Annotated in this window: 13 protein-coding genes; 6 read left to right on the forward strand and 7 right to left on the reverse strand. The window is 70.8% G+C overall.

From position 1 onward, the window contains the following. Positions 1-25: 25 nt before the first annotated feature. The 4 genes from FHS44_RS18410 to FHS44_RS18425 all read right to left on the reverse strand — a co-directional run bounded on the left by FHS44_RS18410 (position 26) and on the right by FHS44_RS18425 (position 4,593). Positions 26-160, reverse strand: a complete 135-nt coding sequence (locus tag FHS44_RS18410; RefSeq protein WP_184716190.1) for a SapB/AmfS family lanthipeptide — start codon at positions 158-160, stop codon at positions 26-28. Positions 161-215: 55 nt separating this feature from the next. Continuing rightward, positions 216-2,807 (reverse strand): class III lanthionine synthetase LanKC, encoded by a 2,592-nt coding sequence (gene lanKC, locus FHS44_RS18415; protein ID WP_312863709.1) that lies wholly within the window; start codon positions 2,805-2,807, stop codon positions 216-218. Positions 2,808-2,954: 147 nt separating this feature from the next. Beyond that, entirely contained in the window at positions 2,955-3,674 is a 720-nt protein-coding gene (locus FHS44_RS18420) for a sensor histidine kinase (RefSeq protein ID WP_184716194.1), read from the reverse strand. 178 nt (positions 3,675-3,852) lie between these two features. Continuing rightward, complete coding sequence (locus FHS44_RS18425) at positions 3,853-4,593, reverse strand: M50 family metallopeptidase (RefSeq protein ID WP_376771603.1); 741 nt, start codon at positions 4,591-4,593, stop codon at positions 3,853-3,855. Positions 4,594-4,834: 241 nt separating this feature from the next. Between FHS44_RS18425 and FHS44_RS18430 the strand changes: the two genes are divergently transcribed. Together FHS44_RS18430 and FHS44_RS18435 are read left to right on the forward strand one after the other, a co-directional pair. Further along, a complete protein-coding gene (locus FHS44_RS18430; RefSeq protein WP_312863710.1) occupies positions 4,835-5,311 on the forward strand; it encodes a nuclear transport factor 2 family protein in 477 nt (158 codons plus the stop codon). Between the two features lie 26 nt (positions 5,312-5,337). Then, positions 5,338-6,459 (forward strand): magnesium and cobalt transport protein CorA, encoded by a 1,122-nt coding sequence (locus tag FHS44_RS18435; protein ID WP_184716653.1) that lies wholly within the window; start codon positions 5,338-5,340, stop codon positions 6,457-6,459. A gap of 124 nt (positions 6,460-6,583) precedes the next feature. Here the strand turns inward: FHS44_RS18435 and FHS44_RS18440 are convergent, their stop codons facing one another. The 3 genes from FHS44_RS18440 to FHS44_RS18450 all read right to left on the reverse strand — a co-directional run bounded on the left by FHS44_RS18440 (position 6,584) and on the right by FHS44_RS18450 (position 10,064). Beyond that, positions 6,584-6,874, reverse strand: coding sequence for a hypothetical protein (locus tag FHS44_RS18440; RefSeq protein ID WP_184716200.1), 291 nt, complete (start codon positions 6,872-6,874; stop codon positions 6,584-6,586). 113 nt (positions 6,875-6,987) lie between these two features. Beyond that, positions 6,988-9,198, reverse strand: a complete 2,211-nt coding sequence (locus FHS44_RS18445; RefSeq protein WP_184716202.1) for a thiamine pyrophosphate-dependent enzyme — start codon at positions 9,196-9,198, stop codon at positions 6,988-6,990. A gap of 257 nt (positions 9,199-9,455) precedes the next feature. After that, on the reverse strand, positions 9,456-10,064 hold the full coding sequence (locus FHS44_RS18450; RefSeq protein WP_184716204.1) for an SACE_7040 family transcriptional regulator: 609 nt from the start codon (positions 10,062-10,064) through the stop codon (positions 9,456-9,458). A 100-nt stretch (positions 10,065-10,164) separates the two neighbouring features. On the opposite strand from FHS44_RS18450, the gene FHS44_RS18455 reads away from it, so the two are divergent. The 4 genes from FHS44_RS18455 to FHS44_RS18470 are packed head-to-tail and all read left to right on the forward strand — an operon-like array spanning position 10,165 to position 15,863. Then, the gene (locus FHS44_RS18455) at positions 10,165-11,733 is read left to right on the forward strand and encodes a carboxyl transferase domain-containing protein (protein WP_184716207.1); all 1,569 of its coding nucleotides are present in this window, start codon (positions 10,165-10,167) and stop codon (positions 11,731-11,733) included. Between the two features lie 7 nt (positions 11,734-11,740). Beyond that, on the forward strand, positions 11,741-13,771 hold the full coding sequence (locus FHS44_RS18460) for an acetyl/propionyl/methylcrotonyl-CoA carboxylase subunit alpha (protein WP_281401491.1): 2,031 nt from the start codon (positions 11,741-11,743) through the stop codon (positions 13,769-13,771). Continuing rightward, positions 13,768-14,703, forward strand: a complete 936-nt coding sequence (locus FHS44_RS18465; RefSeq protein ID WP_184716209.1) for a hydroxymethylglutaryl-CoA lyase — start codon at positions 13,768-13,770, stop codon at positions 14,701-14,703. The genes FHS44_RS18460 and FHS44_RS18465 overlap by 4 nt, the downstream gene beginning before the upstream one ends. 2 nt (positions 14,704-14,705) lie before the next feature. Next, complete coding sequence (locus tag FHS44_RS18470; RefSeq protein WP_221460940.1) at positions 14,706-15,863, forward strand: acyl-CoA dehydrogenase family protein; 1,158 nt, start codon at positions 14,706-14,708, stop codon at positions 15,861-15,863. Positions 15,864-15,934: the final 71 nt, after the last annotated feature.

Genomic DNA, 15,934 nt, shown 5'->3' on the forward strand with positions numbered 1-15,934 from the left:
CTGGTGAGCCGGAAGGTTGGGGGGATCAGTGGCAGAGAACCAGGCTGAGGTTGCTCGGGGTGTGGGACTCGCAGCCCAGGACGGTCAGCGTGCTGCCGCCCCCACCGCCGCCGTGGCCGCCACCGGGGGCTTCCAGGCTCTGCAGGTCGAGAAGTACCATTGCTCTACACCTCCTTCGATCTTCGAGGTTCGCGGGAGTAAGGTCGCTCGGCGGTTCACACAGGCGTTGCCTTGGTCAGGGAGCCTGTGCCGCCGGGCGGCCCGGTAAAGGGGAGGAACACCGGCTCGTCGCCGAGCACGGTGCTCATCGCGAAGAGGACTCCGGCCGTGCCGGTCGCGAAGTCCATGGAAAGCCGCATCAGTTGGTCGCCGGGGAAGGCCAGGCCACCCTCGTAGGGCAGGGCGTGCCAGCCGAGCCCGCCGAGCTGCGCGGTCACAAGATCATCGGTTGCGGGGTCCTTCCGCCGGGCCCGCCGCGCGCCCAGGGCCGCGATCATGCCGCTCCGGCCGGTGAACAGGCCGGGCTGGACGTAGAAGCCGCCCCCGGTGACACGTTCGCAGCCTTCGAGCGCGGTCCCGAACTCCGCGTCGTCGCGGTTGGCCAGATAGCGGGCCAGGGCCAGGGCGATGCCGACGGACCCCTCGTCGAGGTAGGGCAGGATGCGCCAGCCCTGGGTGACCTGGAGCGAGCCGTCCTCGCTCTCGGTGCACCGCCGCAGGTCCTGGCGGAGCGCCACGGCGGCGGCGTCGAGCATCGAGGGGTCGCCGCCGTGTTCGTAGGCGTGGGTGAGGAGCAGGGCCGGGCCGCTCGATCCGTACATCAGGCCCGCCCGGGGGTTGCTCCCGCCGCTGGTCTCCGGCACGTCCTCGGGGCCGCCGAGCCGCTCCGCGCAGAGGCGGGCGATCCGGTGGGCCAGGTCGGTCAGGCCCGTCTCGCCGGTCGCCGCGCCCAGGTGGAAGAGGTTGAGGCCGATGCCGGACAGGCCGCCGAACAGGCCGAGATCCAGGGCCTCCCACTTCTCCCGCATGCACTTCTCGACGATGTCCAGCGCGTCCTGACGGTGCCCGAGCAGGTCGAGCACGTACGCCACCCCGTGCAGGCCGTCGTAGAAGCCGAGCCCGGTGCCGGGGGAGGGGTCGAGGGCCCCGCGCCGCAGCCACTCCTCGTGCTCGGGGAAGCGGCCGCAGCCCGCCCGCTCCAGGGCGTACAGCACGCCCGCGGCGCCGTGGGCGATGCCGAGACCGCCGCCGGTACGGAACTGGGCGATGTCGCCGGGGAAGAGACGGTCCCGCCGCTCGGGGGTCGCGCTGGCCAGGATCGCCCTGGCCATCGACTCCCTGACCTCCGGCCAGCCGTCGCTTTCCGGCCGGGGGATCCGAGCGGGGGTCGCCTCCGTCGTCCCGAGGATGGTCGTGACCGCCTCCTGAACCATCTCGGGCGGCACGGGGAAGGTCCGGGTGACGAGTTCGCCCAGGTGCAGGACCTTGGCCCGGTCGAGCGGCAGCATGATGGTCAACTGCGGCGCGAACAGTCCGAGGCACAGGCAGGCCAGGGCGTATTCGTCGATCTCGACGCCGGTCCGGTCGCGCGGCGCCCCGAAGGCCGGGTGGCCCAGGGTGGCGCGAGCCCGGTCCTCGGCCAGCGTCGCGACCTCGTAGTCGATGAGGACGAGGCGCCCCTCACCGGTGACGAGGATGTTGTTGGGGTGCAGGTCACCGAAGACCACGCCGCGCTCGTGCAGCGTCGTGACGGCCTGCCTGACCTTGGGGAGAGTCTCCAGCGCCCAGGCGGTGTACTCGGCGAGGTCCTCCTCGTCGCAGGTCGCCCTGGTCAGGGGGTAGCGCTTGACCAGGAGCCGCTGCAGGGGGTTGCCGTCGACGAACTCCTGCACCAGGAAGTGGTGCTCGCCCAGCGTGAAGTAGTCCACCAGCGCGGGCACCGCGTCGAGACCGGCCAGCCTGCGCAGCATGTCGCGCTCATGCGCCAGCCGCGCCACCGCGTCCCGCCCCGCCGCGTCGAGCCCGGCGTGCGGCCGCGCCTCCTTCAGCACCACCCGCCGCCCGGTGCTCCGGTCACGCCCCAGATAGACGCCCCCGCCGTTGGAGAACTGCAGCACACTCTCGATGTCGTACGGCAGGCCGCCGGTGGTGACCGCGTTACGGGCCGCGAGATGGGGTTCGAGGAAGGCGGGCAGCCGTACCCAGGGAGGAAGACTGAAGGCGGCGCCGCGGACGTCGGGGACGAGACGCCCCTCGTCGTTCTCGACGGCCAGCACCAGCTCGCCGTTCTCACCCACGCAGTGCCTGGGCACGAAGCCCCCGTAGCGCACGAACAGCGGGCCCTCGCCGTAGCGCAGGTCGCTGAGCACGTAGGGACCCCTGACGCCGCGCAGCAGCTCGTCGAGCTCCTTGAGGATCAGTTCGAGCTGGGCCTCGTCGACGGGGTAGATCGTCACGAGCTTGCCGCTCGACCCCCGGGCGGCGGCCTTGGAGTTCAGCATGGCCATGATCGGCAGACCGCGCAGGAACTTGAACGCCACGCCCCGGGGCACGCAGTAGTCCCACACGGCGTCGAGGGCGCGCTCGGCGTCCTCGACGCACGCCGAGACGTGGATCTTCCACCCCTGGGCGGGCGTCCTGCCGTCGGCGGGCGCGTAGTGCATCCAGGTGTCACCGGCCTGGTGCCTCCATCCCGGCGGCACCTCCCGCTTCGCCTGGGGGAAGTCGGTGAGCTCTCCCCGGGAACCGTCAAGGGTGTCGTAAAAGATCCGGTCAGCGAGACAGTAAACCTCATACTGGGCATTCACGGCATTCTCCCTGCTGTCTTCCATACCGAAGAATTCCGGATAACCAGAGAAATGACTAGTTACAAACTCCATGAGTCGCATGTGCGAAACTCACAGGTTTAATCGTGAGATCAGGCGCTACCTGGGCATTTGCGATATAAGTGAAAGTTATTCAGAAAACTTTTCCGGCACCTCGGCGACGAGCCGGAACCACCCGTCCCCGTCCGCCGTGGTCCGCAGCGTGCCGCCCAGCCCGGTGACGCGGTGCCGCAGGTTTCCCAGGCCGTCCCCGCCGCCGGGCCGTTCCCCGTGCGGCCCGTGGGGCGCGCCGTCGTTGGCGACGCTCAGCCGCAGCCGCCCGTCCCTGCCGGTCAGCTCGATCACGCACCTGCCGGGCTCGCTGTGCCTGAGCATGTTCGTGACCCCCTCGCGGACCACGGTCCCCAGCACCGCGCTGACGTCCGCGGGCAGCCCGGGGCGCGCGACGCTGACCGAGCAGTCGATCCCGAAGCCCGCCAGGAGGCTCTGCGCCCGCGTGCTCTCCCCCTGCAGCGAGAGCCGCCGCTCGCCCCTGGTCCCCCTGGAGACGTGTCGTACGGCGTGCGCGGCGTGCCGTACCGCGTCGAGGGCCTCGGCCAGCTCGTCGCGCAGCCGCTCGTCACCCGCGGCGTGCCGGTAGGCCAGCTCGCTCTTGATCGACGCCAGCCAGAGCCAGTGTCCGGCCAGGTCGTGGACGTCGCGCGCGAGCTCCTCCCTGGCCAGCCGTACGGCCCTGTCGCGCTCGGCGCGCAGCCGCCTGATCCTGCACGCCAGGACGAGCGTGACCCCCAGGGAGACAAGCAGGATTCCCGCCGCGACCGCCGTGACGGCGTACAGCTGGTGCGGCATCAACAACCCTTATGAGGCAGGTGCATACATGGAAATAAAGTCAAAAAACCATTTAACTGTCAACGAATAACAACGCCACCCGGCACCGGACGGCAGGAAATGCCGACACCGGGCGTGCGGCGCGTTATGGATCTCTATCCGCGGGCCTTTTCCCCGCCGCGCATCGGCGGCGTGAGAATCAGCGCAGCAGGGACGACAACGACGAGAGCTGGAGCGGGCTCAGCAGCCAGGCGCCGACGGCCAGGCAGGCGAGCGCGACCAGCAGGAAAAGGAAGATCCAGAACCCGGCGGGCAGACCGGTCAGCCGGGCGAGCTGGTCGGCGTCGGAGTCGGGCGTGCGGCCGTAGCGGCGTTTACGGCGCAGCTCCAGGATCGGCCTGACCCCGCCGAACAGCAGGAACCACACCGCGAGCTGGGCCAGGACGGCGTCCACGTCCGGCGGGGAGTACCACGTGAGGGCGAAGATCGCCCCACCCGTCGCCAGCAGGCTCACCACGCCGAAGAGGTTGCGGATCAGCAGCAGCATGCACAGCAGCAGGCCGAGCACGACCGTGATCAGCGCCGTCACGTGACCCGACGAGACCAGCCACGCCCCGCCGAGCCCCAGCAGGGACGGCGCGACGTATCCCGAGGCGGCGGTCAGGATCATCCCCGGCCCCGTCGGCCTGCCCCGGGTCAGGGTGACGCCCGAGGTGTCGGAGTGCAGCCGGATGCCCTGGAGCTTGCGCCGGGTGAGCAGCGCCATCAGCGCGTGCCCGCCCTCGTGCGCGATCGTGACCAGGCCCCGGGAAAGCTGCCACGAGGTGGACCAGACCACCACGGCCAGGGCCACCAGTGCGACCAGCAGCACGGCCCACCCGGGCGGCTCCGTCTGGACCCCGGTCAGGGCCCGCCAGACCTCGGACAACGACCACCTCACCCCTCGCACCCCGCGGGCCTTCCACGGCGCCGGAGCAAAGCGTCCCACGACATCCGGTCTGCTGGCGATAAAGCCGTGACAGGACGGTCCCGGCTGGTTCGCCCGCCGTACTCCCCGCTGTCCCACGCAGGTCACCTTCACCCCCGAACCTGGGGCTCCCACCCTCGGCCAGAGGGCTGCTGATCAGCCCGGCCGCCGATTACACTCGGTCATCGGAACACCCTTGATCGGGGGAAATCACGTGAACGATCAAAATGCCGGGCTTATCAGGAATTTCTATGCCGCGCTGGCCCATGCCGACTGCGACGCCATGGAACGGTGCTACCACCCCGAGGTCTCCTTCGGAGATCCCGTCTTCCTGGAGCTCGAAGGCAGGGGCAGGGTCATGGGCATGTGGCGGATGCTGCTGAGCGGCGCGGGCGGCGTCGCCGTGGCCGTCAGGGACGTCACCGCCAGGCGCTACGACGGCGCGGCCCACTGGACCGCCAGCTACGTCTTCGGCACGACCGGCAGGCAGGTGGTCAACGAGATCGACGCCCTGTTCAGGTTCGAGGACGGTCTGATCGTCCGGCACCACGACGAGTTCGACTTCAGGCGCTGGGCCAGGATGGCCCTCGGCAGACCGACGGGACTGCCGTTCGGCTGGACGCCGATGTTCCGGGACACGATCCGGGGTAGAGCGATGCAGTCGCTTGAGGACTTCATGAGGGCCGGATGAGGAGAACAGGCGTGGCCGATCGGCAGATGCGCAGCATACTGAGCCTGGTACGCGGGCGTTCCGGGGGAGAGCGTGACTCTCCCGAGCGCTCGATGGACCCCAGGGCGGACGACCAGCCGCCCTCGCCCCGCTCGCACGTCATCGACAGCGCGATCTACGTGGACGGGCGCAGGGACGTGACCCCCGAGCTGCCCGAGGCCTTCGAGTTCCTGAAGAAGACACCGGGCAGCATGGCCTGGATCGGCTTCTACCGCCCCGAGGACGCGGTCATCGTCAACGTGGCCGAGGAGTTCGACCTGCACGAACTGGCCGTCGAGGACGCCATCGTCGCCCACCAGCGGCCCAAGGCCGACCGCTACGGCGACACGCTGTTCGTGGTGCTCCGCCCCGCCAGATATCTCGACGAGGCCGAGGAGGTCGACTTCGGCGAACTGCACGTCTTCGTCGGCCAGAACTTCGTGATCACCGTACGGCACAGCGAGACCCCCGACCTGTCCCAGGTCCGCAGGCGGATGGAGGGCGACCCCGAACTGCTCGCCAAGGGGCCGCAAGCGGTGTTCTACGCCATCCTGGACGCGGTCGTGGACGGCTACGCCCCGGTCGTCGCGGGACTGCAGAACGACATCGACGAGATCGAGGTCGAGGTCTTCGACAACAAGCCCGGCGTCTCCCGCCGCATCTACGAGCTGTCCCGCGAGGTGATCGAGTTCCAGCGCGCCACCCAGCCGCTGCTCGTGATGATCGAGGGCCTCATCGCCGGGGCGCCGAAGTACGGCATGGACCAGGAGGTGCAGCGGCACCTGCGCGACGTCGCCGACCACGCGATCACCGTGGCCGAACGGGTCAGCGGCTTCCGGCAGATGCTCCACGACATCCTCGTGGTCAACTCGACCATGGTCGCCCAGGCCCAGAACGAGCACATGACGAACCTCACCGAGGTCAGCAACGCCCAGAACGAGGAGGTCAAGAAGATCTCCGCCTGGGCCGCGATCCTCTTCGCCCCGACCCTCGTCGGCACCATCTACGGCATGAACTTCGAGGTCATGCCGGAGATCCACTGGTGGTTCGGCTATCCCTTCGCGGTTCTCCTGATGGCGGCCGTCTGCCTCACCCTCTATGTCGTGTTCAAACGCCGTGACTGGCTGTGACCACACAAACCACCCGCGTTTCCCACCCTTACCGAAGGACATTTCCCGTACGGCCCGGCGCCCACTTCCCCGGATTCTGTAAACGAATTTGTCGAGCTTTCCGTGAAGCGCGCTTTCCAGGCGGTCAGCCGAGCTTCGCCAGGATCAGGTCGAGCTTGTCGTCCATCGAGCCCACCCGCTTCTCCACGGCGTCCATCCGGCTGCCCAGGCTTCGCACCTCGGCGGTGAGCGCGCTCATCCCGTCCACGATCTCCTCAAGCGTCAGGGAGGTGCACGTCACGATCTCCTCCTGGACGACCAGGTGTGGCTCGCCCAGCGCCTCCCTGAGGTCGGCGAGGTCCGCGTCCGCCCTGAAGGCCCAGGATTCGAGCGCCGCCACTCGCCGGCAGGTGCTCGTCGTCGTCACGTCGGTCATGCGATCTCCTGGTCGAGGGGAACTCCGTCGGACGGCGGGTCGCGCCACGGAGCCGTCACGTTGCGTCGCCAATTGAACACGACAAACGGTATGGCGGGGGCGCTTTCACGAGGTCAGGCCAGCAGCTTGCGGGCGGCGTCCTCGATCTCGGCCTCGGACAGCAGCACGTGCCTGGCGGCGTCCCCGAGGGGGACGAAGCTGTCGGAGGAGGTCACCCGGGCGATCCTGCCGGTGAACCCGGCGTCGACCAGCCCGGCCACGATGCTCTCCGAGACGCCGCCCGAGCGGCGGGTCTCGTCGGCGATCAGCACCTTGCCGGTCAGCTCCGCCGCGCGCAGCACGTCCTCGACCGGCAGCGGGGACAGCCAGCGCAGGTCCAGGACGCGGCAGCCGTACCCCTCCGCGGTGAGCCTGACCGCGGCGCGCAGGCTCATCCGCAGGCCGTTGCCGAAGGTCACGATGGTCAGGTCGTGCCCGTCGCCGTAGCTGCGGGCCCTGCCGATCGGGACGTGCGTCTCGGTCCAGCGCGCGGGCGGCACGTACGGCGCCAGCCAGCCGTTGTCGCCCTCCTCGAACAGGTCGCGGGTGTTGTACAGGGCGATCGGTTCGAGGAAGACGCACACGCTGCCGTCGGTCCTGGCCGCGGCCAGGCAGGTGCGCAGCATGGAGGCGGCGTCGTCGGGCCGGGCGGGGGAGGCCACCACGAGACCGGGGATGTCGCGGAGCGCGGCCACGGAGTTGTCGTTGTGGAAGTGGCCGCCGAAGCCCTTCTGGTAGGCGTAGGAGGCCACCCGCACGACCATCGGGTTGCGGAAGGCGCCCCGGGAGAAGAACGACAGCGTCGCCGCCTCGCCCCTGATCTGGTCGAGCGCGTTGTGCAGGTAGGCGAGGTACTGGATCTCGGGCACCGGCACCAGGCCGGAGACGCCGGAGCCGAGCGCGAGACCGAGCACGGCCTGCTCGTCGAGGAGGGTGTCGAAGACCCGCCCGGGGCCGAAGCGCTTCTGCAGCCCCCGGGTGACCCCGTAGACGCCGCCCTTGCGGGCCACGTCCTCGCCGAAGACCAGCACGTCGGGGTGGGCGGCGAGCTGGTCGGCCAGGGTCCGGTTGATCGCCTGGGAGAGGGTCAGCGGGCCCTCGTGCTCGGGCAGCCTGCCGGCGAAGGCCTTCTCCCTGGCGTCCGAGGGGACCGCGCTGGCCGTGGCGACGGCGCGCGGGGTCCGGGGCGCCAGCGGCTCCACGACGTCGGCGGCCGAGGTCAGGCGCGGACGGCGTGAACTCTCCAGGGCCATCTTGAGCAGGTGCTCGCGCGTCGTCTCGTAGCGGGCCAGCAGCCCCTCCGGCGTGGCCAGGCCCGCCTCGACGAGCAGCCTGGCGGTGGCGACGAGGGGGTCGCGGACGAGGTCGGCGTCGATCTCCCGCTTCGTCCGGTAGGACAGCTCGACGTCCGAGCCCGCGTGCCCCATCAGCCGGACCGTCCTGAGGTGCAGCAGGGCCGGGGAGCGGCGCAGGCGGACGTGCTCGGCGGCGGCGGCGGCCACGTCGTGGACGTCGGCCAGGTCGCAGCCGTCGGCCGCGAAGTAGGTCAGCCGCGGGTGGCGCGACGCCTCGATCCAGCCCTGCGGTGTCCGCACGCTGATGCCCAGGCCGTTGTCCTCGCAGACGAGCAGCAGCGGCAGCGCCACCCCCTGGTAGGCGATGTAGCCCGCGGTGTTGAGCGCCGACAGCGCGCTGGCGTGGTTGACCGAGGCGTCGCCGAAGCTGCACACGGTGATCGCGTCCTGCGGCCAGGCCGAGGGCAGGCCGAGCGCCCTGGCGCGCTCGACGGCGAAGGCGACGCCGACCGCGCGCGGCATGTGACTGGCGACCGTGGAGGTCTGCGGGATCACCGCCAGGTCCGGATGGCCGAAGACCTTGTGGCGGCCGCCCGCGATCGGCTCCTCGGAGGAGGCGGTCAGGCCGAGCAGCACGTCACGCAGCCCCTGCTCGGGCAGTCGTCCCGCCATCGCCGACCTGGCCAGGTAGAAGGCCCCGGAGCGGTAGTGCAGGAGGGCGGGGTCGGTGACACGCAGCGCGGCGGCGACCGCGGCGTTGCCCTCGTGCCCCGCGGAGCCGATGGTGTAGAAGCCCTCGCCCTGCGTGCGCAGCCAGCGGGCGGCCACGTCCAGGAGCCTGCTGCCGAGTTGGTACTCGAACAGCTCCCGGCAGAGGTCCCCGGTCAGGCTTGTGCCCTCACGTACGGGAAGAGCGGGATCACGCGGGGCCCCCGGAGTCAGGGCGGCCACCGCCTCGGCGAAATGGGTCTCAACTGCGTCGCGCGCCACAGCCCGATTATGTCCCCATCGGAGAGTGTCGCACCGGCACCTTGACGTCTTTGGCGTCACACCCCGCCCGTTTCTGGACATCATGCCTGGTGAGCGGTGCCTTCGGTGAAAACTCACACCGTCTGCCGGATTTATCAACTAATAGCCCGACTTGTGTGTCTATTTGACGTAATGATGCGGGGGTTTCGGTCGGGTACGCCAATGGGAGGGGACATTCCCCCGAGGGCCGGTCTCGTTCATCCCGTCGTTAACGAACGCTAACTTCCGTCGTCGTTCAGCGTGGCGAGAGCCGTACGGGCCATGCCGAGCAGCAGGCGCGCCATGGCCTCCTCGGGCAGCTCGCCCGCGCTGTGCGGGGTCGAGTTGAGCAGGCCGAAGACGGCGTGCGTCGCGGCGCGCAGCCTGGCGGGCGGGCACGCGGGGTGCAGCTCGCTCAGCACCGTGACCCACTCCTCGACGTAGAGACGCTGGAGCCTGCGGATCTGGCGCCGGGCGGGTTCGGGCACGTTGCCCAGCTCGCGGTCGTGCACGGTGATCAGTGAAGGATGGCTGAGGGCGAACTCGATCTGGCCGCTGAGCAGGGCGTCCAGCGCGGCCTCCGGACTCGGGGCGGTCGTCACCCGGCTCGCGGCCGAGGCGTGCAGGCGCTCGCTGACGTCGAGCAGCATCTCGGCGAGCAGTGCCTCCTTGCCGCTGAAGTGCCGGTAGAGGGCCGGGCCTGAGACGCCGACCGCGCCGCCGATGTCCTCGATGGAGACGCCGTGGAACCCTCGCGCGGCGAACAGCCTGGCCGCGGCGTCCAGGATCTCCACGCGCCGCGTCCCACGGTTACGGGTAGGGGTACGAGCGGTCGTCACATCTCGCATGGTAGACGCTGACGTTAATGGTGACTAACATCGGCGGTGACGTTAGCGACCGTTAACCCACGACGACGGCGTCGGGGGAGCCCAGGGCAAGGGAGCTCGGATGAGTGGCTGGCCGGTGCTGCGAAGCGCCTGCGATCCTGGCGGTGAGGGGTTCAAGGGCAACGCCGAGACCAACGAGCGGCTCGTCGCCGACCTGGCGGAGCGGGTCGCCGCCGCCGGGCAGGGCGGCCCGGAGCGCTCACGCGCCAGGCACGTCGCCCGGGGCAAACTGCTGCCCCGCGACCGCGTCGACACCCTGCTCGACCCGGGCTCGCGCTTCCTCGAACTGTCCCAGCTCGCCGCGACCGGCATGTACGGCGACGCGGCCCCCGCGGCCGGGATCATCACCGGCGTCGGCCGGGTCTCCGGGCGCGAGTGCGTGGTCGTCGCCAACGACGCGACCGTCAAGGGCGGCACCTACTACCCCCTCACGGTCAAGAAGCACCTGCGGGCCCAGGAGGTCGCCCTCCACAACAACCTGCCGTGCCTGTACCTCGTCGACTCGGGCGGGGCGTTCCTCCCCAAACAGGATGAGGTCTTCCCCGACCGCGAGCACTTCGGCCGCATCTTCTACAACCAGGCGACCATGTCGGCGCGCGGCATCCCGCAGATCGCCGCGGTCCTCGGCTCCTGTACGGCGGGCGGCGCCTACGTCCCCGCGATGAGCGACGAGGCGGTGATCGTCCGAAACCAGGGCACGATCTTCCTGGGCGGCCCACCGCTGGTCAAGGCCGCCACGGGGGAGGAGGTCACCGCAGAGGAGCTCGGCGGCGGCGACCTGCACTCCAGGATCAGCGGCGTCACCGACCACCTCGCCGAGGACGACGCGCACGCCCTGCGGATCGTCCGCGACATCGTGGCCAGCTTCGGGCCACGGCCCCCCGCCCCCTGGGAGCGCGTCCCCGCCGAGGAACCCGCCCACGACCCCCGCGACCTGTACGGCATCGTCCCTGCCGACACCCGCACGCCGTACGACGTGCGCGAGATCATCGCCCGCGTCGTGGACGGCAGCCGGTTCCTGGAGTTCAAGGCCGAGTACGGCACCACGCTCGTCACCGGCTTCGCCCACATCCACGGCCACCCCGTCGGGATCGTCGCCAACAACGGCATCCTGTTCGCCGAGTCCGCGCTCAAGGGCGCCCACTTCATCGAGCTGTGCGACCGCAGGGGCGTCCCCCTGGTCTTCCTGCAGAACATCAGCGGCTTCATGGTCGGCAGGGCCTACGAGGCGGGTGGCATCGCCAAGCACGGCGCCAAGATGGTCACCGCCGTCGCCTGCGCCAGGGTGCCGAAGTTCACCGTGGTCGTCGGCGGCTCCTTCGGCGCGGGCAACTACGCCATGGCGGGCCGCGCCTACTCGCCCAGGTTCCTGTGGATGTGGCCCAACGCCCGCATCTCGGTCATGGGCGGCGAGCAGGCCGCCAACGTGCTGTCCACGGTCGGCGGCGCCGACCCCGAGGCCATCCGCGGGCAGTACGAGGAGCAGGGCAACCCCTACTACTCGACGGCACGCCTGTGGGACGACGGCGTCATCGACCCCCTCGACACCAGAACGGTCCTCGGCCTGGCCCTGTCGGCCGCGGCCAACGCCCCCCTCGACCCCGTCGGCTACGGCGTCTTCCGGATGTGATCACCTCATGACACCTGTGACCCAGGCACCCGCCCCGCGCGGCATGTTCGGCACCGTCCTGGTCGCCAACCGCGGCGAGATCGCCCTGCGCGTCATCCGCACCCTCGCCAGGCTCGGCGTCCGCTCCGTCGCGGTCTTCAGCGACGCCGACGCCGAAGCGCGCCACGTCAGGGAGGCCGACGTCGCGGTACGGCTCGGCGGCGGCTACCTCGACATCGACGGCATCCTGGCCGCCGCCGCGGCGACCGGCGCCCAGGCCGTGCACCCCGGATACGGCTTCCTGGCCGAGAACCCCGTCTTCGCCCGCCGGTGCGTGCGGGCGGGCCTGGTGTTCGTCGGGCCGCCACCGGAGGCCATCGAGGCCATGGGCGACAAGATCCGCGCCAAGGCGACCGTCTCCGCCGCGGGCGTGCCCGTCGTGCCCGGCGGGGCGGAGCCCGACGACGACCTCGCCGAGGCCGCGGTCCGCGTCGGCTTCCCCGCGCTGATCAAGCCCTCGGCGGGCGGCGGCGGCAAGGGCATGGTGCTGGTGCGCTCGGCCGCCGAGCTGCCCGAGGCGCTGGAGTCCGCCCGCCGTACGGCCGCCGCGGCGTTCGGGGACGCGACCCTGCTGATCGAGCGGTTCGTCGAGGGGCCCAGACACATCGAGATCCAGGTGATGGCCGACACCCACGGCAACGTCATCCACCTGGGCGAACGCGAGTGCAGCCTCCAGCGCCGCCACCAGAAGATCGTCGAGGAGGCGCCCTCCCCGCTGCTCGACGAGGAGGCCAGGGCGCGGATGGGCGCCGCGGCCGTCGAGGCGGCCAGGTCCGTCGGCTACACCGGCGCCGGGACCGTCGAGTTCATCGTGCAGGGCACGACCGGCGACTACTACTTCATGGAGATGAACACCAGGCTCCAGGTCGAGCACCCCGTCACCGAACTGGTCACCGGCCTTGACCTGGTCGAACTGCAGCTCAGGGTGGCCGCCGGGGAGCCCCTGCCCCTCACCCAGGACGAGGTACGGCTGCGCGGCCACGCCGTCGAGGCCCGCGTCTACGCCGAGGACCCCTCGCGGGGCTTCCTGCCGACCGGCGGCAGGGTGCTGGCGCTGCGCGAGCCCGAGGGGATCGTCGAGGGGGTCAGGGTCGACTCCGGCCTGGCCGAGGGCGGCGTCGTCGGCAGCGGCTACGACCCGATGCTGTCGAAGATCATCGCCTGGGGGCTAGACAGGGCGAGCGCGCTGCGGCGCCTCGACGGGGCGCTCGCCGCGACCGTGGTGCTCGGCGTGCCGACCAACATCGCCTTCCTGCGGGCGCTGACCACCCACCCCGAGGTGGTCGCCGGAGACCTCGACACCGGCCTGGTCGAACGCGCCCTGGACGACCTGCTGCCCTCGGGGGAGGTGCCCGAGGACGTACCGGTCGCGGCGGCTCTGCTGCTGCACCACGGGCGGGTGCCCGCCGTACCCGCGACGGCGGATCCCTGGGAGGTGCCGGACGGCTGGCGCCTGGGCGGGGCCGCGTGGACCGTCTGGCGGCTTGAGAGCCGGGGCGGGGTCGTCGAGGTCGGCGTGCGCGGGCTGCTCGGTCGCGGCGCCGAGGTCCGGCTGCCCGACGGCAGGACCGCGCGGGCGAACCTGACCCTGGCCGGGGACGACCTGCTGGTCACGCTGGACGGGGTCGGCAGGCGCTACGCCTGGGCCAAAGACGGTCAGGACACGGTCTGGCTGGGGCGCGACGGGGAGGCGTGGGCGCTCACCCGCCACCACCTGGGCGACCCCGGCGACCGGGCCGGAGCGGGCGGGGGAGGCGACGGCGTCGTCCGCAGCCCGATGCCGGGAACCGTCCTGCTGGTCAAGGCCGCGGTCGGCGAGCGGGTCACCCGGGACCAGCCGCTGCTGGTCGTCGAGGCCATGAAGATGGAGCACACCGTGACCGCCCCGGCCGAGGGAACCGTCACCGAGCTGCGGGTCAGGGCCGGACAGGCGGTGGACATGGACGCCGTGCTCGCTGTCGTCGAAGTCACGGCTGAGGGCGGGGAGGACGGGGCATGATGTGTGAGCCGTACAGGATCGAGGGGCGGGGGCTGCCCGAGCGGGTCACCGTCTACGAGGTCGGGCCGCGCGACGGGCTGCAGAACGAGGCGGCCGTCGTCCCGGTCGAGGTCAAGGCGGAGTTCGTCGCCAGGCTCGCCGCCGCGGGCCACCGGGTGATCGAGACCACCAGCTTCGTGCACCCCAGGTGGGTGCCCCAGCTCGCCGACGCCTCCGAACTGCTGGACCGGGTGGAACGGGTGCCCGGCGTGCGCTACCCGGTGCTCGTGCCCAACGAACGGGGACTCGACCGGGCGCTCGAACACGGGGTCGAGGAGATCGCGATCTTCGCCAGCGCCACGGAGACGTTCGCCAACAGGAACCTGAACCGGACGCTGGAGTCGCAGTTCGCGATGTTCGAGCCGGTGGTCGCGCGGGCGCTCGGCAACGGCCTGCGCGTCAGGGCGTACGTCTCGATGTGCTTCGGCGACCCCTGGGAGGGGCCGACCCCTCTCGCCCAGGTGGTCTCCGTAGGGCGCGGGCTCCTGGACCTCGGCTGCTACGAACTCTCGCTCGGCGACACCATCGGCGTCGGCACCCCCGGGCACGTGGCCGCCCTCATCGGCGCCTTCGGCGGACCGGAACGGCTCGCCGTGCACTTCCACGACACCTACGGCCAGGCCCTGTCCAACACCCTGACCGCCCTGCGCGAGGGGGTGACCGTGGTGGACGCCTCGACGGGCGGCATCGGGGGCTGCCCGTACGCCGAGAGCGCCACCGGCAACCTCGCCACCGAGGACCTGGTGTGGATGCTGCACGGTCTCGGCGTGGAGACCGGGCTCGACCTTCCCTCGCTGGTGGAGACCAGCACCTGGCTGGCGGAGCGGCTCGGCCGCCCCAGCCCCTCCCGGGTCGTGCAGGCCCTGGGAACGGCCCCGGACGTCAAGGAGTGACGATGCCCAAGCTCGCTGAGGAATACGAGGACCTGCGCAAGACCGTCGAGGCGTTCGCCCGCGACGTGGTCGCCCCGGTGATCGGGGACCTGTACGAACGCGAGGAGTTCCCCTACGACATCGTCCGGCAGATGGGCGCGATGGGCCTGTTCGGCCTGCCGATCCCGGAGGAGCACGGCGGCATGGGCGGCGACTACTTCGCGCTCTGCCTGGCCCTTGAGGAACTGGCCAGGGTCGACTCCAGCGTCTCCATCACCCTTGAGGCCGCCGTCTCGCTCGGCGCCATGCCGATCTACCGTTTCGGTACGGCCGAGCAGCGCGCCGAGTGGCTTCCCCGCCTGGCCTCCGGCGAGGCGCTCGGCGCCTTCGGCCTGACCGAGCCGGGTGGCGGCTCGGACGTGCCCGGGGGCATGCGGACCACGGCGGTGCTCGACGGGGACGAGTGGGTGATCAACGGCTCCAAGGCGTTCATCACCAACTCCGGCACCGACATCACCGGCGTCGTCGGCGTCGCGGCCATCACCGGGGAGCGGGAGAACGGCAAGAAGGAGATCTCCACGATCCTGGTGCCTTCGGGAACGCCCGGGTTCACGGTCTCGAAGAAGTACTCCAAGGTCGGCTGGAACTGCTCCGACACCCGTGAGCTGTCCTTCACCGACTGCCGGGTCCCCGCCGCCAACCTCCTCGGCGAGCGCGGCCGGGGCTACGCGCAGTTCCTGCAGACCCTCGACGAGGGCCGCATCGCGATCGCCGCCCTGTCCGTGGGCCTCGCGCAGGGCTGCGTGGACGAGAGCCTGCGCTACGTCCACGAGCGCCGGGCCTTCGGCCACCCGATCGGCCACTACCAGGCCATCCAGTTCAAGATCGCGGACATGGAGGTCCGTACCCACACCGCCCGCCTGGCCTACCACCACGCGGCGGAGCTGATGCTCGCTGGCGAGCCGTTCAAGAAGGAGGCGGCCATCGCCAAGCTCGTCTCCAGCAACGCCGCCATGGACAACGCCCGCGACGCCACCCAGATCTTCGGCGGCTACGGCTTCATGAACGAGTACCCCGTCGGCCGTTTCTACCGCGACGCCAAGATCCTGGAGATCGGCGAGGGCACCAGCGAGGTCCAGCGCATGCTCATCGCCCGCGAACTCGGCCTGTCCAGCCTCTGACCTTTCGGATCCCGTGCGTGATCTTCACGTTCTCCGCACGGGATCCGCACCTCTCCCTTGGTCGCGCTCGC

It is taken from the genome of Streptosporangium saharense (genome assembly GCF_014203715.1).
Lineage (GTDB): Bacteria > Actinomycetota > Actinomycetes > Streptosporangiales > Streptosporangiaceae > Streptosporangium > Streptosporangium saharense.

What these genes read in the sequence shown, in the direction of transcription:
- FHS44_RS18435 (WP_184716653.1), top strand. Translation starts at nt 5,338, where the DNA reads ATGCGCAGCATACTGAGCCTGGTACGCGGGCGTTCCGGGGGAGAGCGT.
- FHS44_RS18410 (WP_184716190.1), bottom strand. Translation starts at nt 160, where the DNA reads ATGGTACTTCTCGACCTGCAGAGCCTGGAAGCCCCCGGTGGCGGCCAC.
- FHS44_RS18440 (WP_184716200.1), bottom strand. Translation starts at nt 6,874, where the DNA reads ATGACCGACGTGACGACGACGAGCACCTGCCGGCGAGTGGCGGCGCTC.
- FHS44_RS18460 (WP_281401491.1), top strand. Translation starts at nt 11,741, where the DNA reads ATGACACCTGTGACCCAGGCACCCGCCCCGCGCGGCATGTTCGGCACC.
- FHS44_RS18465 (WP_184716209.1), top strand. Translation starts at nt 13,768, where the DNA reads ATGATGTGTGAGCCGTACAGGATCGAGGGGCGGGGGCTGCCCGAGCGG.
- FHS44_RS18420 (WP_184716194.1), bottom strand. Translation starts at nt 3,674, where the DNA reads ATGCCGCACCAGCTGTACGCCGTCACGGCGGTCGCGGCGGGAATCCTG.
- FHS44_RS18470 (WP_221460940.1), top strand. Translation starts at nt 14,706, where the DNA reads ATGCCCAAGCTCGCTGAGGAATACGAGGACCTGCGCAAGACCGTCGAG.
- FHS44_RS18455 (WP_184716207.1), top strand. Translation starts at nt 10,165, where the DNA reads ATGAGTGGCTGGCCGGTGCTGCGAAGCGCCTGCGATCCTGGCGGTGAG.
- FHS44_RS18450 (WP_184716204.1), bottom strand. Translation starts at nt 10,064, where the DNA reads ATGCGAGATGTGACGACCGCTCGTACCCCTACCCGTAACCGTGGGACG.